The following is a 19,147-nucleotide window of genomic DNA, read 5'->3' as shown; positions in this document are numbered from 1 at the left end:
ACCTTCGTGCCGTGAGTGGCGGCCCGATCGGTCGTCACGCTCGTCGTTCACGAGTTGGCCTCCAGGACGGGCGCCACGCGGCGCCGTGGTGATGCGTTCTTGTCGGGGTGCGCCGCACCCGGCGCCCGGCCGCTTCGGGGACGGCCGGAATCTTCACTCGGCGGCAGCCATCTTCACTCGGCGGCGGTACGGCGCCGCGAACGGCCCTCGTTCCAGCCCCTGCCCGAGACGTATGACAGCACCAGGTGGTTCCAACTACATGTGCGGCACACCTCTACGACGTAGACGTTGAACTCATCGAACACGGTTGCCATCCGTTCCAGCTCATCGGGGGCGCGAGCCGTCCCGGAGGCCTTGCCGAGCTCGTCGCCGAAGATCCAGGAGACCTCGGTGAGCTGTTCCTTCCGGCACACGGGGCAGAGGTGGTCGGTCGACACCCCGTGGAAGGCCGCCGCCCGCAGCAGGTACGGATCCGCATCGCAGACCTCCATCACCCCGACGCGACCCGAGTGGACCTGCGCGAGCAGCGACCTGCGCTGCAACGCGTAATCGACCACCTGCCGTTGGGTCCGCACGACCACAGGGTACGTGCCGGTCGCCACCGCTCCATGCGCCGTTCAGGGCAGGGAGCCGTTCAGGCAGGGAACCCCGCCGAATCGACGTGGTGTTCGTCGCTCGCCGTCCTCGATCACCGGGAAGTGTGAACCGATATATCGACGCGATATACTGGCGCGCGGCCCGCACCGGCGTGATCACGCCGGTGAACAGCGCGAACCCGCGACCGGAGGTGCGCCGATGCTGGAGCTCGCCGTGCTCGGCCTGCTGCACGAGGCGCCGATGCACGGGTACGAGCTGCGCAGGCAGCTCCGCGAGGCCCCGGGGGCCTTCCGCGCCTGCTCCTGCGGAACGCTGTACCCGACATTACGCCGGATGTTGCGCGCCGGGCTGATCGAGGAGGTCGCCGACGACCCGGCGGCGGGCTCGGGCCGCCGCGCCCGGCGGGTGTACCGGCTCACCGCGGACGGCGTGGTCCGCTTCGACGAGCTGGTCGGCGAGTGCGGCCCGCAGGCCTGCGAGGACGCCTCCTTCGGCGTGCACGTGGCGTTCTTCTCCCGCACCCCGGCCGACGTTCGGCTGCGGCTGCTGGAACGGCGCCGCCTCCGGGTCGAGGAGCAGCGCGACGGCCTGCTGCAGGCGCTGGCCCGGTCCGGCAACGGGTTCGACCGGTACCTGGTCGAACTGCACCGGTTGCAGCTCGACCGCAGCGAGCGGGAGGTCCGCTGGCTGGACGAGATCATCCGGCAGGAACGCGCCGAGCAGGCAACCTCGGTGGAAGACCGGCCACGAGCCGGTGCGAATCGCAAGGACATCACTGATGAGCAATGAGGAGGGCCCTGCCATGGGCGGAGATCGTCCCGGTGAAGCCGCGGTGCGGGTGGCCATCGTCGGCGTCGGGAACTGCGCGGCATCCCTGGTGCAGGGCGTCCACTACTACGCCGACGCCGATCCGCAGACCCGGGTGCCCGGGTTGATGCACGTCACCTTCGGCGACTACCACGTGGGCGACGTGCGGTTCGTCGCCGCGTTCGACGTGGACGCCAAGAAGGTCGGCCGTGACCTGTCCGAGGCCATCGTGGCCAGCGAGAACAACACCATCTCGATCGCCGACGTGCCGCCGCTGGGCGTGGCGGTGCAGCGCGGTCCGACCCTCGACGGGCTCGGCCGCTTCTACACCGACACCATCGAGGAGTCCGACGAGCAGCCGGTCGACGTGGTGGAGGCCCTGCGCGAGGCGGACGTCGACGTGCTGGTGTCCTACCTGCCGGTGGGCTCCGAGGGCGCCGACCGCTACTACGCGCAGTGCGCGCTGGACGCCGGTGTGGCGTTCGTCAACGCGCTGCCGGTGTTCATCGCCTCCGACCCGGAGTGGGCGCAGAAGTTCACCGACGCCGGGGTGCCGATCGTCGGCGACGACATCAAGTCGCAGGTCGGCGCGACCATCACCCACCGGGTGCTGGCCAAGCTGTTCGAGGACCGGGGCGTGCACCTGGACCGCACGATGCAGCTCAACGTCGGCGGCAACATGGACTTCCTGAACATGAAGGAGCTCGACCGGCTGGAGTCGAAGAAGACCTCCAAGACCCAGTCGGTCACCTCCCAGGTCGAGCGCGACCTCGGCAAGAACAACGTGCACATCGGCCCGTCGGACTACGTGCCGTGGCTGGACGACCGCAAGTGGGCCTACGTGCGGCTGGAGGGCCGGGCGTTCGGCGACGTGCCGCTGAGCCTGGAGTACAAGCTGGAGGTGTGGGACTCGCCGAACTCGGCGGGGATCATCATCGACGCGGTGCGCGCGGCCAAGATCGCCAAGGACCGCGGCATCGGCGGTCCGATCCTGTCGGCGTCCTCGTACTTCATGAAGTCGCCGCCCGAGCAGTACTCGGACTCGGCCGCCTACCAGGCGGTCGAGGAGTTCATCGCGGGCGAGCGGGAGCGCTGAGCCGCGCGCCGGGCCGGGGTCGCACGACCCCGGCTCAGCGCGCGAGCTGCTGTTCGGCCCTGGACAGCACCGAGTGCACCGACGCCTGGCCGTCGGTGGTCACCCAGGACACCCGCAGCGCGGGCTGGACCCGCCTCCTGCCGATCCGCATCGGCCAGCTCGCCAGCTCCCGGGCGTGCTCGGCGATCTGCTCGCCGGCGCCGTTCGGGTGCTCGGCGACCACCGCGAACTCGTCCCCGCCGAAGCGCGCGACGGTGTACTCGTCGCTGAGCCCCTCGCGCAGCCGGGCGGCCAGCGTGGTCAGCAGCTCGTCGCCGCGGTCGAAGCCGTGTTCGCCGTTGAAGTCGGCCAGCCGGTGCACGTCCACCAGCACCAGGGTGGACAGCGTGCCGCGGGTGCGGGCCCGGACCAGCGACTGCTCGAGCCGGTCCAGCAGCAGCACCCGGCCCGGCAGGCCGGTCAGCGGATCGCGCAGCCCTCTGCTGTGCGAGACGTCGGTGTGCACCGACTGGAGCAGGATCAGCACCCGGCGCCTGCCCTGGACCTCGACGGCGTGGTAATCCGCCCAGATCCGGGTCCTGGGCTGGCCGGTGCGCTCGATCACCATCGGCGTGGACAGCGGGCTCCCGGCCCGCAGCACCTGGCCCGCCAGGTCGGCCCAGTCCGGCATCGGCGCACCGGTGTCGTCGCGCACCGTCCAGCCGCTCGGGCGGTTGCCGGTGAGCAGATCGGACTTCGCCAGCTGCATCAGGTCCGCGGCGACGTCGTTGGTGGCCAGCACCTGACCCCGCTCGTCGGTGAGCAGCATTCCCACGGTCAACCCGGTGATCAGCTCGTCCCACACCGGCGGCAGTTGGGACGGAGCGGTCACCCCGAGGACACTCATTCGGCCCTCACCTCCCCACCAAACGGAGCAGTTGTTCTGAGCCTCCCCCCGGCGACGACCGGTTTCAAGAGAGCCGCGACCACCCGTAACGGTGGTATTCACGGTCCGCGACTAACGCAGTGTCAGTGATTCACCCGATAAACAGAACGGGGTCACCTCGTCGATCGGAACTTGGTGATTCGAGCAGGTGACAGTGCACCTGAGCGGGCCGCTCAGCTTCGACCTCTACCCTGGTCACGAGCGGCTGGGCCGCAAGTGGCGCGGCCTCCCCACCTGCGGGCGATGGCGAGGAGGATGTGCCGGTGAACGGAGCAGCAGGGGTCCGGACCGGGTGGTGGCGCGAGCATCGCGCCCTGCTCGTGGTGATCGGCGTGGCGGAGCTGATCGCGTTGCTCATGGTCTCGGCGATCAGCCCGCACGACCACATCGACGGCGAGGTGTACCGGCTCGGTGCGCGGGCGCTGCTCGACGGCAAGGACATCTACCACAACCTGCCGCCCACCAACTCGGGGCTGAGCCTGCCCTTCATCTATCCCCCGTTCGCCGCGATCCTCTTCGCGCCGCTGGCGCTGCTGCCCAAGATGGGCGCGGTCGTGGTGATCATGGTGGTCTCGCACCTGGCGCTGCTGGCCACGCTGTACGTGGTGCTGGGCGCCTCGACGTTCCTCGCCGCGCACCGGGAGCGGGTGCTGCTCATCACGGCGGCGGTGCTGCCGCTGGCCACGGTCACCGAGCCGGTGCTGGAGACCATCACCTACGCCCAGATAAATCTGGTGCTGATGGCGCTGGTGGCGGTGGACTGCCTGTGGCGGGTCGGCGGTGACAAGAAGCTGCCCTACCCGCGCGGGATGCTGATCGGGATCGCCGCCGGGATCAAGCTGACCCCGCTGGTGTTCCTGCTGTTCCCGCTGCTGCGCCGGGACTTCCGGCTGATCGCGACCGCGCTGCTGACCTTCCTGGGCACGGCGGTGCTCGGGTTCCTGGTCACCTTCGACAACGCCCGGCACTTCTGGGTGCGCGAGATCATGGCGACCAGCGACGTCTCGTTCGGCCCGAAGTTCACCGGTGACGCCTCCACGTACGCGGGCAACCAGTCGGTCCGGTCGCTGCTGAGCAAGCTGGAGGTGCCCGGGCTGACCCCGATGTTCCTGGCGCTGTCGGTGGTCGTGCTGGCCATCGCGGTGCTCGGGATGGTGCACGCGCTGCGCCGCCGCGACCTGCCGACCGCGGTGGTGCTCAACGGCGTGCTCGGGCTCCTGGTGTCGCCGATCTCGTGGTCGCACCACTGGGTGTGGGCGATCCCGGCGCTGGTGCTGCTGATCGGCGCGGCGTGGTCGCGCCGGGACCACGCCCTGCTGCTGGCCTCGACGCTGGCCGCCCTGCTGTTCGTGATGGGACCGCACTGGAACGTGCCGCAGGGCCAGGGCCGGGAGCTGCGCTGGAACTTCTTCGAGCACCTGATCGGCAACGCCTACGTCTACTTCGGACTGGCGTTCCTGGCCTACTGGGCCGTGCAGTGGTGGCGCAGCCGCCAGCGGACCGGCGCGCTCAGCACCGACCAGACCCCGGAGGCCCCGGCCGCCGTGCCGTGACCGCCTGAACGACGAAGAACCGGGGCGGGAGCTCGGCTCCCGCCCCGGTTCTCGTTCTCGTCCTCGCCGCGGCCCGCTCAGCTGCGGGGTGCTCAGATGCGGGCGAAGACCACCGTGTCGTCCTCGGCACCACCGCGGTCGGCGAAGACCGCGGTGAGGTCGAACCGGACGGTCTCGTCGGTCAGCGTCGGCACCGCCTCGATCACCGGCACCGCGTCGATCACCGGCAGCGCCATCCCGCCGGGGGCGGGGGCGGGCGCGGCGGGCTCGCGGAACGGGTTGGTGGTGACCTGCTTGCCCTCCGGCATCCCGGCCGCCAGCTCGTCGAGGAGCACGACCTCCACCGGAGCGCTCATCGGGTCGGCGCTGAAGGCGACGCGGGCGTCGGCGCCGGTGAGCGCGGCGGTGATCCGGTTGAGCACCGGCAGCGAGGTCTGGCCACCGCTGAAACCGTTGAGCTCGCCGACCAGCGGCAGCGGCGCCTCGATGCCGCGGCCCTCGGGCAGGCCCTGCAGCGTCGGGACCTCGTCGACGGCGACCTGGTGCTCGCCCGGCACGGCCAGCGGCACGAAGTCCTGGCGCGCGGCGACCGGCTCGGCCCCGAACGCCGTGAGCAGCGCGCCGACCAGCCCGCGCGGCACGTCCACCAGGTCGACCCGGTGCTCCGGCAGGCCGGTCTCGGTGAGGTCGACGTCCTCGGTCGCGAGCAGACCGCGGCCGAGCGCGCCCTGCCACAGGTCGACGATGCCGGTCGAACCGAAGTCCGCGGCGTGCGCCGGGTCGTCCGCCGGGGTCACCAGGCCCGCAGCGACATGCTGGCCGCCAACGGGAAAGGCGCTGGTGCGCAGGCTCTCCGCGCCGCCGCGGATGACCTCGCCGATGGGTCCGGCCCAGCTCAGCGAGCGGTGGAAGCCGGCGGCGGGGGAGCCGACCCGCGGCTGGGGGGCCGGGGCGGCCTCCTCGGCGACCCAGCCCGCCAGCCGCATCGGGTCCACCGGCTCCGGCGCGTCGAGGTCGCGCAGCACCGGGATCTCCCGGGTCAGCTCGTTCTCGACCTCGGGGAGCAGGTCGCGGACCGGGTCGATGGTGCCGGTCATGGTGGTCACCGGGCGGGCCGGTGCCGCGTGGCGCGGGGTCGCCAGGTGGTGCCTGCCGCGCTCGGCCTCGGGGAACAGCTCGCCGGTGAAGCAGGTGCGGGCCGCCTCGTGGCCGCCGGGCAGCGGCGGCACCGCGTCCATCGGTCGGGTCGGGTGGTCGGGGTGCGACGGGCCGTGCGGGCAGGTTCCGTCGGCGGAGGCGACGCCGGTACCCGCGGCAAGCATGCCGCCGGTGACCAACGCGGCCTGCACACCGCGCTTCGCCCAAGTCTGCATGGAACTCTCCTTCACAGTGCTCCCCGGGGGAACGGGGAAATCGGGGGACGCCTCGGCCGTCGCGGGACGGCGGGCGCGGATGTCCGGACATGGCGCTGCTGCGGCCGCGCGGGGGCGCGGCGGGCGCGATCAGTCCGGGGTGGTGCCGGGCTGCGGCTCGGGGAGCCCGGTGGGCAGCGACGCGGCCTCGCGGGCGGCGGCGCTGGGACCGGCGCGGCCGGGCAGCCGGTCGACGGGGTGCCAGCCGAGGGCGGAACCGCCGTGCTGCGGCCCGTCGGCGCCCACCGCGCACCCCGCCCCGGCGGGCGCGGGCAGCACGAACGGCCCGGGTCCTTCGTGGACCGGGCGATCGCGGGCCGGGTCGTCCTGGGCCGAGTCGGGCGCGGGTTCCGCGGGCCGCGCGGCGGGTTCGGTGAGGACCACGCGGGCGGTGGTGTCCGCGGCGGACGGCGGTGCGGGCGCGGGGGCCGGGGGTTGCGGTGCGGGCTCCGGCGCGGGATCCGGTTCGGGGAGCGCCGGACGCGCGGCGGGTGCGGGCCTCCCGGGGTCGAGCGCCGGGCCCACCGCCGGACCGGGCTCCGCCGGTGCCAGACCGACCGACGAGCCGAGCTGCTCGGCCTGCTCGCCCGCACCGGTGAGGGCCCGTCCGGCCACCTTCCCGACCTCGTCGGCGGATTCCCGCAGCACGCCGGTGACCGGCTCGGCCGCGCCCAGCAGGGCCTGCGCGGACCGGTCGAGACCGAGCCGGGCGGTCGCACCGTCCACGGCGGACAGCGCGTCCCCGGACAGGCCGGACAGCGCGTCCACCCCGGGCAGCGCGACTTCCCCGGGCAGCGCGGTGTCGCCGGGGAGCACGGTGTCGCCGGGGAGTACGGTGTCGACGAAGGACGCGGGGCCGGGATCCGCCGCCTGGGCCGGGGTTCCGGTGCCGAGCAGCCAGGCGGCCGAGGTGCCCGCGGCGGTCGCGCCGAGCACGACGAGGGCCCGGGACAGCAACCGCCCGGGGCGGAAGCCTCCCGTCCTCAGCTCGGTGGGCGCCATCGTGCTGCTCGAACCTCCCCGGTGCGCGGTCGACCCGGTGTGCCGTCGAGCCGCACTGTTTCAGAACGACGCAGGATTGCCCATGCGTTGCGCGATCAATTCGCTACATCGGGTTACTGGTCCGGCGCGGGGCTCCTCGGACCGGACCGACGGCGCGCGGCCCGTTCACGACCGGTTCGCGCCGCGACGGCGCTACGGTGGAGACCGTGACCGACGACAAGATCACCACCCGGGACGACGCGGCGGCTTCGCTGCCGCCCGCGCTGCGGATCTCCGCCGCGGTGAGCTGGCGATTCCTCGTGATCGGCCTGGCCCTGTACGTGCTCGGGCTCGTGCTCTCCCGGATCTACGTCGTGGTGATCCCGGTCGCCATCGCGCTGCTGCTCTCGGCGCTGCTGGCGCCCGCGGTGTCCGCGCTGGCCCGGTGGGGCGTGCCCCGGGTGCTGGCCACCGTGGTGATGCTGATCGGCGGGCTGGCCGCCGTCGGCGGCGTGCTCACGTTCGTGATCAACGCGTTCATCGCGGGCTTCCCGAGCCTGCAGGACCAGGTGATCCGCAGCCTCAACGAGCTGCGGATGTGGCTGGCCCAGGGCCCGCTGCACATCAACGACCAGCAGATCAGCAACTACCTGGACCAGGCGCGGAACTGGTTGGAGGCCAACCAGGCCATGCTGACCAGCGGGGCGCTGTCCACCGCGGGCACCTTCGGCAACCTGCTCACCGGCATCCTGCTGATGCTGTTCACGCTGATCTTCCTGCTCTACGACGGCCGCCGGGTGTGGCTGTTCGTGATCCGGCTGGTGCCGCGCGGGGTCCGGGCGCGGGTGGACCTGGCGGGCGTGCGCGGCTTCGCCTCGCTGGTCGGCTACGTGCGGGCGACCGCGCTGGTCGCGGTGGTGGACGCGCTGGGCATCGGGCTGGGGCTGGCGATCCTCGGCGTGCCGCTGGCCGTGCCGCTGGCGGCGCTGGTGTTCCTCGGCGGGTTCGTGCCGATCGTCGGCGCGGTGGCCTCCGGCGTGGTCGCGGTGCTGGTCGCGCTGGTCACCAAGGGCTGGATCACGGCGCTGATCGTGCTCGGCATCGTGCTGGCCGTCCAGCAGCTCGAGGGCAACGTGCTGCAACCGCTGCTGCTCGGCCGCGCGGTCCAGGTGCACGCCCTGGCGGTGGTGCTCTCGATCAGCATCGGCGTGGTGGTCTCCGGCATCATCGGCGCGCTGCTGGCGGTTCCGCTGGTCGCGGTGCTCAACTCGGCGATCCGCTCGCTGGTCTCCGGGGAGGACCCGGACCAGGAGGTGACGCCCACCGACCCGCACGAAGCGGTGCCCGTCACCCCGATCCCGGCCGAGCAGCACGAGGCCGACGACGGCGCCGTCCCCGGTCCGGACGGGGAGAAGCACCGCGACGAACCCCCGTCCGGCGAGGGCCGGGACTGACCCCTGCCCGGGCACGCCCCCGCGCCGTCACGCCAGTGCGACGAGGTTGCGGCCGCCCGCCTTGGCCGCCAGCAGCGCGGCGTCGGCGGCGCTGAGCAGGTCGGCGAGCTCGTAGCCGAAGCGCGCCGTGGTGGCGACGCCGATGCTCGCGGTGAGGCCGTCGAGCTCGCAGGCCCGGCCCCGGGTGTCGTGGGTGCTGACCGACAGCGCGGCGGTGGCCACCCGCATCCGGTCGGCGACCGCGCGGGCGATCCCGGCGTCGGCACCGGGCAGCAGGACCACGAACTCCTCGCCGCCGAAGCGGCCGACCACGTCGGCGCGCCGCACGTTGGCCCGCAGCACCTCGGCGACGGCGACGAGCACCGCGTCGCCCGCCATGTGCCCGATCCGGTCGTTGACCCGCTTGAAGTGGTCGAGGTCCAGCAGCAGCAGGCCGACCGGCTGGGTGCGCGGGCGGGCGCGGGCGAGTTCGGCGCGGGCCAGCCGGTCCCAGTGCGCCGCGTTGGCCAGCCCGGTTTTGCCGTCGCGCTGGGCGGACCGGCGCCACTGCGGGAGCTGCCCGGCCAGGTCGAGCAGCGCCAGGGGCGGACCGGCGAGCAGCGCGCAGGCCGGTTCGGCGGTCACCGCGACGGCGAGCAGCCCGCCGAGGCTGGCCGCGACGATGCCGAGCAGCACGTCGATCGGCTCGCCGAGCACGTCCACCCGGGCCGCGCGGGGGTTGCGCAGCCGGATGCCGAGCGCGACCAGACCGGAGCGCACCACCAGCAGCACGGCACCCGCCAGCACGAACGTCACCGCGCCCCAGCGGGGTTCGGTCCAGCCGATCGCGAACCGGGCGGAGAAGGTGGCCAGCGTGATCGCGCCGGTGGTGAACAACCAGCGGTGCAGCTCGGGGCGCACGTCGAGGACACCGTGCAGCGCGGGGCCGAGCAGCAGCAGGACGAGCAGGTTCGGCGGCAGGGTGAGGATTCCGGTGGCCAGGTAGGCGATGTGCAGGGTCCACGGGTCGCGCCGGACCTGCCGCCGCACGGTGATCGACAGCGAGGTGAGCAGGATCACCGATCCCGCGGTGAGGGCGAGCAGGGCGAACACCGCCCACTCCCGCGCCGAGGGCACCGGCGTGAGCGCGACGACCAGCGCCACCAGGAGCACGGCGAGGGCTTGCACCAGCAGGACGTAACCGATCGCCACCGGCCGCAGGCTCCACAGCAGCCACCGCCGCACCGCGGCACCTCCTCGAGGTTCCTTCCCCCGGGGCTCGAGGTTTCTTCCCCCGGGCTCGAACTTCCGCCCCGGGCCGCGCCCACCGGTCGTTCCGGGAGCAGCGTGGCACAGCGCGGCTCCGATGCGGTGTAGGCCACTCGCGGCAATCGGCTTGCACCGGCGGTGAGCACGAACACCCGGCGTGCTCTGACAGGCGGTCTCGCCGTCCGACCGGGTGCGGCAGGATGATCCCCCGAGGAAGGAGCGAGATCGTGGCAACTGCCCAATCCTCAGGTCCACCGCCCGCCCCCCGGGTGGCCGATGGGCGCACGCCGCTGTGGCGCGCCCACAACGTCTACCGGGTGGTGACCCTGCTGTACGCGGGGGTGTGGGTGGTGCTGCTGTACCCGGAGTACCGGCGTCCCTGGCTGGCCGCGGTGGTGTACGCGCTGATGGTCGTCTGGACTGCCTACACCGTGCGGCGGTACGTGCACCGGACCGGACGCACGAAGCGGTTGGTGCTGGCGGACCAAGCCGTGGTGACGGTGCTGTTCCTCGCCAGCGAGTTCGTGCTCACCGAGCAGCAGATGGCCACCGGCCTGCCGTCGGTGGTGACCACCTGGCAGCCGGTGATGGTGATCACGGCGGCGATCCAGTTCGGGGTGTACGCCGGGGCCGCCTCGGGCCTGGTGTCGGCGGCGGCGAACTTCCTGCTGCGCGGCTACCTGGCACCGGACATCTGGATGGACACGCTGCTGCTGGTCGGCGTCGGGCTGGTGCTGGGGCTGGCCGCGGACACGGCGCGCCGGTCGACCGAGCGGCTGGCCCGCGCGCTGCGGGCGGAGGCCGCGACGGCCGAGCGGGAACGGCTGGCCCGGTCCATCCACGACAGCGTGCTGCAGGTGCTGGCCCGGGTCCGCCACCGCGGCGCGGAACTCGGCGGGGAAGCCGCCGAACTCGCGACGCTGGCCGGGGAGCAGGAGATCGCGCTGCGGGCGCTGATCGCCACCACCGAGCACGAGTCCACATCGGACGGTGGTGCGGATCTGGCGGGGCGGTTGCACGCGCTGCGCACCGCGCGGATCGAGGTGTCCACCCCGGGCGGTCCGGTGCGGCTGCCCGAGCCGATGTGCTCCGAGCTGGTCTCGCTGGCCCGCGAGGCGCTGGCCAACGTGGAGCGCCACGCCGGGGAATCGGCCCGCGCGTGGGTGTTCCTGGAGGAGCTGCCCGACGAGGTGGCGCTGACGATCCGGGACGACGGTCCGGGGATCCCGCAGGGCAGGCTCGACCAGGCCGCCGAGGAGGGCCGGATGGGGGTGGCCCAGTCGATCCGCGGACGCGCGGCGGCGATGGGCGGCACGGTGGAGCTCGACACGGCCCCGGGCGAGGGGACCGAGTGGGAAGTCCGGGTACCGCGCCCGGCCGGCTGCCGCGAAGGAGGAGGACGACGATGACCCAGCCCACCGTCTCGGTGATGGTGGTGGACGACCACCCGATGTGGCGGGACGGAGTGGCCCGCGACCTTTCCGAGCGCGGCTTCGACGTGCGCGCCACCGCCGGTGGCGCCGCCGCCGCGCTGCGCATCGCGCGGACCGTCACGCCGGACGTGGTGCTGATGGACCTCAACCTCGGCGAGAGCTCCGGGGTCGCCGCGACCTGGCAGATCACCCAGGAGATCCCGGGCACCCGGGTGCTGGTGCTGTCGGCCAGCGGCGAGCACAACGACGTGCTGGAGGCGGTGAAGGCCGGTGCGTCGGGCTACCTGGTGAAGTCCGCCTCGGCGGCCGAGCTCGTCGACGCCGTGCAGCGCACCGCCGACGGGGACGCGGTGTTCACCCCGGGCCTGGCGGGCCTGGTGCTGGGCGAGTACCGGCGGATGTCGGCCACCCCGGACGCCTCGGCGCAGGCGCCGCAGCTCACCGACCGGGAGACCGGGGTGCTGCGGCTGGTGGCCAAGGGCCTGACCGCCCGGCAGATCGCCAAGAAGCTGGGCATCTCGCACCGCACCGTGGAGAACCACGTGCAGTCCACGCTGCGCAAGCTCCAGCTGCACAACCGGGTCGAGCTGGCCCGCTACGCCATCGAGCACGGGCTGGACAACGGCGAGGAGGACGAGGAGAGCTGACCGCTCGCCACCCGGACGGGACATGAGTGAGGGGCACCCTTGCCCGAGTTACTTGGGCAAGGGTGCCCCTCACTCAACGTCCGAACGGGTGATCGGCACTCGGGCGTCACCCTTCGGGGATCCGCGCCTGCCTGGTGGGGCTCGGGTGGTCAGCTGCTGCCGTCGAGCAGCGCGTTCCAGCGCAGCCGCGTCGCCCGCTCCACGCTGGAGGTCGAGGCGCAGAGCCCGAGCACGATGTTGGACCAGAGCGGCAGGTCGACGGGCGAGGTGAAGGTGCCGAAGCGCTGGGCCACCGGGGGCACGTGCGAGACCGCCTCGACGACCTGCGGGATGACGAGGACGATCGGCGGACCTGCGCTTGACCCTGCCCCCGGGGCGGGGTGTGGACTGCGGGTCCGCGCGGGGCGCAGCGCGGCGGAAGAGGAGGCATCGCGTGGCGTGGAGCACTCAGCAGGTCGCCGAGCTCGCGGGCACCACGGTGAAAGCCGTTCGGTACTACCACGAGATCGGCTTGCTGGAGGTGCCGGACCGGACGGCCAACGGGTACAAGCAGTACGAGGTCGCACACCTGGTCCGCCTGCTGCAGATCACGCGGTTGCGGGATCTGGGGGTCCCGCTGTCGGAGGTCGCGTCGATGGGCCGGGCCGACGACGACCCGGACGAGGCGATCCGCGTGCTGGACCGGGAGCTGGCGGCGACGGTCGAGCGGCTCAACCGGGTGCGGGCGGAACTGGCCGTCATCCTGCGCCACCGCGCCCCGGCCTACGTCCCGCCCGCGTTCGCCCCGTTCTCCCGCGCCCTCACCGATCGGCAGCGTTCCCTGCTGATGGTCTACTCGACCGTGCTCAGCGAGCGGTCCGTCGAGGGGTTCCGCGAACTGATCAGCGAACCCGACGAGGTGGACGACGAGTTCGAGGCGCTGCCCGCGGACGCCGACGAGGCCGCGATCGACCACCTCGCCGCGCGCATGGCGCCGGTCGTCCGCAGGAAGCGCGAGCAGCACCCGTGGGTGAAGGATCCCGCGGCGGACGCGCCGCGCGGTGCGCAGCACGCCGAACGGACGATGGCCGAGGCGGTGGTGCAGTTGTACAACCCCGCGCAGATCCGGGTCCTCGTGCGGCTGAACGACCTCATCCAGGAGGAGGACCCGGACGCACCGTGACGCGCCCGGGGATGCGCCCGGGGTGCGGCGCTCAGGCGAGGGCCGCCGCGGCGGCCTCCTTGGCGGCGGCGGGGGACGGGGCGGCCAGCGCGGCCTCGGCGGCGGCGCGGTGCGCGGCCATCGGGTGCGCGCGCACGGCCGCGCCGACCGCGGGGATCGCCGAGGCGGTCATCGACAGGCTGGTGACGCCGAGCCCGGCGAGGACCCCGGCCAGCAGCGGGTCGGCCGCGGCCTCGCCGCAGACGCCCACCGGCTTGCCCGCCTCGGCGCCGGCCCGGCCGACCATCCCGATCAGCCGCAGCAGGGCGGGCTGCCACGGGTCGCCGAGCTCGGCCAGCGCCCCGGCCATCCGGTCGGCGGCGAAGACGTACTGCGCCAGGTCGTTGGTGCCGAGGCTGACGAAGTCGACCTCGGCGAGCACCTCGGCGGCGGTGAGGGCGGCGGCGGGCACCTCGATCATCACCCCGGCCCGGTCGATCCCGGCGGCGCGGGCCCGCGCGGCGAACCAGGCGGCCTCCTCGGCGGTGGAGACCATCGGGGCCATCACCGAGACCTGCGCGCCGCTGTCGGCGGCGGCACCGGCGATGGCGCTGAGCTGGCGGTCGAGCACGTCGGTCCGGTCCCGCGCCACGCGCAGTCCGCGCACGCCCAGCGCCGGGTTCGGTTCGGTCCCCATGTCCAGGAACGGCAGCGGCTTGTCGGCCCCCGCGTCGAGGGTGCGGACCACCACCGGCTTGCCCGCGAACGGCGCGAGCACCTCGGCGTAGGCGGCGCGCTGGACGTCCTCGCCGGGCTCCTCGGTGGCGGCCAGGAAGCAGAACTCGGTGCGGAACAGCCCCACGCCGCCCGCGCCCGCCGCGACCGCCGCGCGGGCGTCGCCCGCCGCGCCGACGTTGCCGAGGATGCCGACCGGCCGGTCGTCGGCGGTGCGGCCGGTGCCGTCCCAGTCGGCGTCGGCGGCGGGCTCGGCGGCGCGGGTCGGCACCGGTTCGGCGGAGAGCTCCACGGCGCCGGTGGACCCGTCGACCACCGCGCCGACCGCGCCGGTCTCGGCGAGCAGGCCGCGGACCGCGACGACGGCCGGGATGCCCAGGGAACGCGCCAGGATCGCGGTGTGGCTGGTCGGGCCGCCCTCGGCGGTGACCAGCGCGAACACCTGCCCGGGGTCGAGGTCGGCGGTGTCGGCGGGGGCCAGGTCGCGGGCCACCAGCACGCTGGGCCGCTCCAGGTCGGGCACGCCGGGCGGGGTGGCGCCGAGCAGCGCGGCGATGATCCGGTCGCGCACGTCGTGCACGTCGCGGACCCGCTCGGCCAGGTAGCCGCCCGCGGCGGCGAGGCCGTCGGCGAACCCGTTGGCGGACTCGAAGACGGCGCGCGGGGCGGGCAGCGCGCGGCCGGTGACGAGCTTCTCGGCCTGGGCGGTCAGCGCCGGGTCGAGGGCCATCGCGGCGGTCGTCTCCAGCACCGCCTTGGCCTCGCCGGTGACCCGCGCGGCGCGCTGGAACAGCGCGTCGGCGACCTCCTCGGCGGCCGGGCGGATGCGGGCCGCCTCGGCGGCCGGGTCCGCGGGTTCCGGGTGGGCAGCGGGTTCCGGCAGCGGCTCGGCGACCCGGGCGATCGGCCCGGAGGCGCGCCCCGGGCTCACTCCGACACCAGTCCAACGCGACATGGTCTAGACCATACTCCCCTCAACGGGCCGATGGGGCGATCGTAGGCAGTGCTGCACCGATCGACTGCACCAGCGGGCCTCCCGTGGTCACCCTCCGCCGTCGAAGTGGTTCCTACGTCGCTCGATCGTCGCAACGTCCGCGATTACTGCTGAGTAACAAGTGAGTAGCCGTACGGATCCGGCCAGAACGGTCGAACAGCACCCTTGGGGCCATGACCTTGACGATGAACGCACCGCTCACCGACCCCCGCGCAGCAGGCGACCGGCTCCGGGCCGCGCTCACCGCGCTGCTGGTCATGTCCGCTTCCGACGACCGGCGCCCCGGTGACCCGCGACCGCGCACCGGCGCCCGCGGAGCCGACCGGTTGCCTCCACCGACCACCGCGGCGCGACCCGACCCGGTTCCCGGCGAGCCGGTGGACACCAGCTTCGCCGACCCCGGACCGTACGCCGAGGACCCCTCCGACCCGTCCACCCGATGATGGCGGCGATATCGGCGAAATCGCAGCGCACGGCCACAGTGGAGGATCGCGGCCTACGCCCGGGGGTCCACCGTTCGAGCGAACTTGACGGTCGACGTGGATCTTTTTGGGCCCGCCGCGCGTCAAACTGAAGTGGTTGCTGCTCGCCGGTATCGCGCCACCGACGATCGCAACCGAGCTGTGGGCCGGCCGCAACGCCCCCCGTGCGGCCGGTCCACGGCGACAACCCCGAGCACGGTGGACCGCGGCGGCCCCGGCCCCGCCGCACCGACGACCGAACGAAACAGCGGTGCCCCCGAGGGACGATCCCCCCGGGGGCACCGCTGTCGGCGGGCTAGTTCTCCTTCTTGCGCAGCCCGAGCGCGTCCAGCGCGCCGCGCACCGGCCCCGGCCGCTGCGCCGGGACGAGTTCCGGCGCGTGCTCGGCGACCGCGTCGAGCACCTCCGCGGCCGACGGGTTGACCGCCTGCCACCGGCGCTCCGAGTCGTGGTCGACCACCACGGTCGGCACCGTCTCGTTGCCGTCGGCGATGGACCGCACCACCGCCGCCGCCTCGGCCTCCCGCCAGATGTCGACCTCGGTGAAGGACAGCTCCCGGCGGCGGAGCCCGGACCGCAGCGACATGCAGAACGGGCATCCCGGTCGGGTGTAGACGATCACTTCGCTGGCCATGCTGTCCTCCTAGTCCGCGGGCGTCACCGCACCGATTCCAGCTCCCGCTGGTCCTCGGACTCGTGGATACCCGCCTTCTGCTGCATCCGCTGCAACGGGCCCGGCGCCCACCACGCGGACCGGCCCATCAGCTTCAACACCGCGGGCACCAGAATCATCCGCACCACGGTCGCGTCCAGCGCCAGCGCGAAGATCATCCCGATGCCGACGAACCGCATGATGGTGACCTGGGAGAAGGCGAAGGCGCCGGTGACCACGATGAGCAGCAGCGCGGCGGCGGTGATCATCCGGCCGGTGCGCGACAACCCGACGCGCACCGCCTCCTCCGTGGAGGCGCCGCCCGCCCGCGCCTCGACCATCCGGGACAGCAGGAACACCTCGTAGTCGGTGGACAACCCGAACACCACCGAGGCCATCAGCACCACGATGCCGACCTCCAGCGGCGACGGCGTGACGCCGATCAGCTCGGCCCCGTGGCCCTGGACGAAGATCCAGGTCAGCACGCCGAAGGTGGCGAGCAGGCTGAGCGCGCTCATCACCACGGCCTTGACCGGCAGCAGGATCGACCCGAAGGCGAAGAACATCAGCACCAGCGTCGCGCCGATCAGCACCGCCGCCACCAGCGGCAGCGCCTCGGCGGTGGCCTGGAGGCTGTCCACGTTCAGCGCGGTCGGGCCGCCGACCAGCACCTCGCTGCCCGCCGGGGCGGGCAGGTCGCGGATCGCCTCGACCGCGGCGTTGGCCTGGTCGCCGTAGGGGTCGCCCTGGATCCCGGCGGAGAGCACGGTGACCTCGCCCTGCTGGGCGCTCGGCGCCACCTGGGTCACGCCGTCGACCGCGCCGACCTCCTCGGTGAAGCGCTGCACGTCGGCGGGTGCGGCGGTGCCGTCGAGCACCACCTGGATGCCGTTGTCGCTCATCGCCGGGAACTCGGCGCGCAACGTCTCGATGGCCTGCCGGGACGGGTCGCCCTCGGGCAGCATCCGCTCGTCCGGGGTGCCGAACTGCACGTTGAAGAACGGGGCGGCGAGCACGCCGAGCACCGCGACGATCGGGACGGCGGTGAGCAGCGGGCGCTTCATCACCTTGGTGGCGAACCGGGACCAGCCGTTGTCGTCGGTGGCCGGGCGGTTCTTGCGCCACGGCACGGCGAGCTTGTCGATCCGGGGGCCGAGCATCCCCAGCATCGCGGGCAGCACGGTCAGCGAGATGACGGCGGCCAGCCCCACCGCGGCCATGCCGCCGTAGGCCAGCGACTTGAGGAAGCTCTGCGGGAACAGGGTCAGCCCGCCCAGCGCGATGACCAGCAGGGTCGCCGAGAAGGCCACGGTGCGCCCGGCGCTGGCCACCGAGCGGCGCACCGCCTCGCCGGTGGCCATCCCGGTGGACATCTCCTCGCGGAACCGGCCGACGATGAACAGGCCGTAGTCGATCGCCAGCCCCAGTCCGAGCAGGCTGGCCACGTTGACGGCGAAGACGTTGACGTCGGAGAACAGCGACACCAGGTGCAGCAGGCCCAGCGAGCCGAACACGGCGAGGCCGCCGACCAGCACCGGCAGCGAAGCGGCGACCAGACCGCCGAAGATCAGCACCAGCAGCACCAGCGTGATGGGCAGCGACACCGCCTCGGCCATCACCAGGTCGGAGGTGGCGTGCTCCTCCACCGAGGCCTGCATCGGGATCATCCCCGCGACGTGGCTGTCCAGCCCCGCCACCTCGAAGGAGTCGGCGACCTTCTCGTAGGAGGCCGTCTTGGCCGCCATGTCCGCCCCGGCGAGCTCGACGGAGGCGATCCCGGCGGTGCGGTCGTCGTTGGCGAGCTGGGGAGCGGGGAGCTGCCAGTAGGAGGTGACCCCGCTGACCGCGTCCGGGGGCAGGTCGCCGAGGACGCGGTTGATGTCCTGGGCGTACTGGGGCTCGTCGATGGTGCGGCCGTCGGGCGCCTGGTACACCACGACCAGGTCACCACTGGTCCCCTGGGCCTGCTCGGCGAGGTCCGCGGCGGCCACCGCCTCGCTGCCCGGGGCTTCGTAGCCGCCTTGGCTCATCCGGTCGAAGACGCCGAGGCCCCACGTACCGCCTCCGATGACGGCGAGGAGGATGGCGATCAGCACCACGCGGCGATGCCGGAAGGCGAACGATCCCCAGGACGCGAACATGACTTGTCCTCCAGTGACTGACCCGAACGGGTTACGGTTCGGTAAACGCCGTCAACAAAGGTGAACGCCGTTTACCCTGCACACTGTACTGACGCGAATCCGCTTCAGCATTCAACGGAGGAAGGCATGACCGAGCTCACCCGCCGGGAGCGGATGCGCGCCGAGACCGAGCAGGAGATCCGCCAGCACGCCCGGGCGCTGCTCGTCGAGCACGGCCGGGAAGCCGTGACCCTGCGCGCCATCGCCCGCGAGCTCGGCATCACCGCGCCCGCGCTCTACCGCTACTACGACTCCCGCGAGGAGCTGCTCCGCCAGCTCTGCGACGACATCTGCACCGACCTCGCCGCCGAGCTGCACACCCACGTCGGCCCGGCCGGCGAGGAGTTCATGGACAAGGTGTTCGCGGTCTGCCGGGCGTTCCGCCGCTGGGCGCTGGCCCACCCGGAGGAGTTCACGCTGGTCTTCGCCAGCCCCGCCGGCCAGGTGCGCGACGGCGCGCAGGACCGGTTCGCCGAGGTCTTCCTGGGCATCGTCGGCCCGTTCATGGCCGCCCAGCCGACCACCGCGCCCACCGAACCCGGCTTCACCCTGCCCGACCTCAGCGCCCAGCAGGAGGTGCTGGCCACCGCGTTCTCCGACCAGGGCATCGAGGTCCCGCCCGAGGCGCTGGGACCGCACGCGGTGTACTTCCTGCTGCGCTGGTGGGTGCGGCTCTACGGGCACGTCGCGCTGGAGGTGTTCGGCCGCTTCCCGTTCGACCTCAAGCACGCCGACCAGCTCTTCGACTCGATGCTGCACGAGCTCGCCCACGAGATCGGGCTGCCCTGAACGGGCACCATCGCCCTCGGT

The 19,147-nt window shown here is 73.2% G+C and carries 18 protein-coding genes; 9 read left to right on the top strand and 9 right to left on the bottom strand.

Going from position 1 to position 19,147, the window contains the following annotated elements; genetic code table 11:
- Positions 1 to 173 precede the first annotated feature (173 nt).
- Positions 174 to 575, bottom strand: a complete 402-nt coding sequence (locus ABD976_RS09155; protein ID WP_345360254.1) for a DUF5318 domain-containing protein — start codon at positions 573 to 575, stop codon at positions 174 to 176.
- 220 nt (positions 576 to 795) lie between these two features.
- Between ABD976_RS09155 and ABD976_RS09150 the strand changes: the two genes are divergently transcribed.
- On the top strand, positions 796 to 1,386 hold the full coding sequence (locus tag ABD976_RS09150) for a PadR family transcriptional regulator (RefSeq protein WP_345360251.1): 591 nt from the start codon (positions 796 to 798) through the stop codon (positions 1,384 to 1,386).
- Positions 1,387 to 1,399: 13 nt separating this feature from the next.
- Positions 1,400 to 2,500, top strand: a complete 1,101-nt coding sequence (locus ABD976_RS09145) for an inositol-3-phosphate synthase (RefSeq protein WP_345360248.1) — start codon at positions 1,400 to 1,402, stop codon at positions 2,498 to 2,500.
- 34 nt (positions 2,501 to 2,534) lie between these two features.
- On the opposite strand, the gene ABD976_RS09140 is transcribed toward ABD976_RS09145, so the two are convergent.
- Complete coding sequence (locus tag ABD976_RS09140) at positions 2,535 to 3,386, bottom strand: sensor domain-containing diguanylate cyclase (RefSeq protein ID WP_345360245.1); 852 nt, start codon at positions 3,384 to 3,386, stop codon at positions 2,535 to 2,537.
- A 302-nt stretch (positions 3,387 to 3,688) separates the two neighbouring features.
- On the opposite strand from ABD976_RS09140, the gene ABD976_RS09135 reads away from it, so the two are divergent.
- Positions 3,689 to 4,978 carry a glycosyltransferase 87 family protein gene (locus tag ABD976_RS09135; protein ID WP_345360242.1) on the top strand — a complete coding sequence of 430 codons (1,290 nt, stop codon included), beginning with the start codon at positions 3,689 to 3,691 and terminating at the stop codon, positions 4,976 to 4,978.
- Positions 4,979 to 5,070: 92 nt separating this feature from the next.
- Here ABD976_RS09135 and ABD976_RS09130 read toward each other — a convergent pair whose 3' ends face one another.
- Positions 5,071 to 6,351 (bottom strand): hypothetical protein, encoded by a 1,281-nt coding sequence (locus tag ABD976_RS09130; protein ID WP_345360239.1) that lies wholly within the window; start codon positions 6,349 to 6,351, stop codon positions 5,071 to 5,073.
- Between the two features lie 129 nt (positions 6,352 to 6,480).
- Positions 6,481 to 7,392, bottom strand: a complete 912-nt coding sequence (locus tag ABD976_RS09125) for a hypothetical protein (RefSeq protein ID WP_345360236.1) — start codon at positions 7,390 to 7,392, stop codon at positions 6,481 to 6,483.
- A gap of 206 nt (positions 7,393 to 7,598) precedes the next feature.
- On the opposite strand from ABD976_RS09125, the gene ABD976_RS09120 reads away from it, so the two are divergent.
- Positions 7,599 to 8,825 (top strand): AI-2E family transporter, encoded by a 1,227-nt coding sequence (locus ABD976_RS09120; protein ID WP_345360233.1) that lies wholly within the window; start codon positions 7,599 to 7,601, stop codon positions 8,823 to 8,825.
- 27 nt (positions 8,826 to 8,852) lie between these two features.
- Here ABD976_RS09120 and ABD976_RS09115 read toward each other — a convergent pair whose 3' ends face one another.
- The gene (locus tag ABD976_RS09115; RefSeq protein ID WP_345360230.1) at positions 8,853 to 10,049 is read right to left on the bottom strand and encodes a GGDEF domain-containing protein; all 1,197 of its coding nucleotides are present in this window, start codon (positions 10,047 to 10,049) and stop codon (positions 8,853 to 8,855) included.
- A gap of 251 nt (positions 10,050 to 10,300) precedes the next feature.
- On the opposite strand from ABD976_RS09115, the gene macS reads away from it, so the two are divergent.
- Together macS and ABD976_RS09105 are read left to right on the top strand one after the other, a co-directional pair.
- A complete protein-coding gene (macS, locus tag ABD976_RS09110) occupies positions 10,301 to 11,482 on the top strand; it encodes a MacS family sensor histidine kinase (protein ID WP_345360227.1) in 1,182 nt (393 codons plus the stop codon).
- Positions 11,479 to 12,153: a response regulator gene (locus ABD976_RS09105; protein ID WP_345360224.1), complete on the top strand. Its 675-nt coding sequence runs from the start codon at positions 11,479 to 11,481 to the stop codon at positions 12,151 to 12,153. Before macS ends, ABD976_RS09105 begins: the two co-directional genes overlap by 4 nt.
- Before the next feature lie 149 nt (positions 12,154 to 12,302).
- On the opposite strand, the gene ABD976_RS09100 is transcribed toward ABD976_RS09105, so the two are convergent.
- Positions 12,303 to 12,455 (bottom strand): hypothetical protein, encoded by a 153-nt coding sequence (locus tag ABD976_RS09100; RefSeq protein WP_345360221.1) that lies wholly within the window; start codon positions 12,453 to 12,455, stop codon positions 12,303 to 12,305.
- A gap of 131 nt (positions 12,456 to 12,586) precedes the next feature.
- On the opposite strand from ABD976_RS09100, the gene ABD976_RS09095 reads away from it, so the two are divergent.
- The gene (locus ABD976_RS09095; protein WP_345360218.1) at positions 12,587 to 13,315 is read left to right on the top strand and encodes a MerR family transcriptional regulator; all 729 of its coding nucleotides are present in this window, start codon (positions 12,587 to 12,589) and stop codon (positions 13,313 to 13,315) included.
- Between the two features lie 31 nt (positions 13,316 to 13,346).
- On the opposite strand, the gene ABD976_RS09090 is transcribed toward ABD976_RS09095, so the two are convergent.
- Positions 13,347 to 14,984, bottom strand: coding sequence for a putative PEP-binding protein (locus ABD976_RS09090; RefSeq protein ID WP_345360215.1), 1,638 nt, complete (start codon positions 14,982 to 14,984; stop codon positions 13,347 to 13,349).
- Positions 14,985 to 15,196: 212 nt separating this feature from the next.
- Between ABD976_RS09090 and ABD976_RS09085 the strand changes: the two genes are divergently transcribed.
- Entirely contained in the window at positions 15,197 to 15,466 is a 270-nt protein-coding gene (locus ABD976_RS09085) for a hypothetical protein (protein ID WP_345360212.1), read from the top strand.
- A 334-nt stretch (positions 15,467 to 15,800) separates the two neighbouring features.
- Here the strand turns inward: ABD976_RS09085 and ABD976_RS09080 are convergent, their stop codons facing one another.
- Both ABD976_RS09080 and ABD976_RS09075 read right to left on the bottom strand, forming a co-directional pair.
- Entirely contained in the window at positions 15,801 to 16,139 is a 339-nt protein-coding gene (locus ABD976_RS09080; protein WP_345360209.1) for a glutaredoxin domain-containing protein, read from the bottom strand.
- Positions 16,140 to 16,162: 23 nt separating this feature from the next.
- Entirely contained in the window at positions 16,163 to 18,298 is a 2,136-nt protein-coding gene (locus tag ABD976_RS09075) for an MMPL family transporter (protein ID WP_345360206.1), read from the bottom strand.
- Between the two features lie 126 nt (positions 18,299 to 18,424).
- On the opposite strand from ABD976_RS09075, the gene ABD976_RS09070 reads away from it, so the two are divergent.
- Positions 18,425 to 19,126, top strand: a complete 702-nt coding sequence (locus ABD976_RS09070) for a TetR/AcrR family transcriptional regulator (RefSeq protein ID WP_345360203.1) — start codon at positions 18,425 to 18,427, stop codon at positions 19,124 to 19,126.
- Positions 19,127 to 19,147 lie beyond the last annotated feature (21 nt).

Origin of the sequence: Saccharopolyspora cebuensis (genome assembly GCF_039542665.1) — a bacterium.
GTDB lineage: Bacteria > Actinomycetota > Actinomycetes > Mycobacteriales > Pseudonocardiaceae > Saccharopolyspora > Saccharopolyspora cebuensis.
The sequence above is the reverse complement of the archived record's forward strand: the minus strand, read 5'-3'. Positions and strand labels throughout refer to the sequence as shown.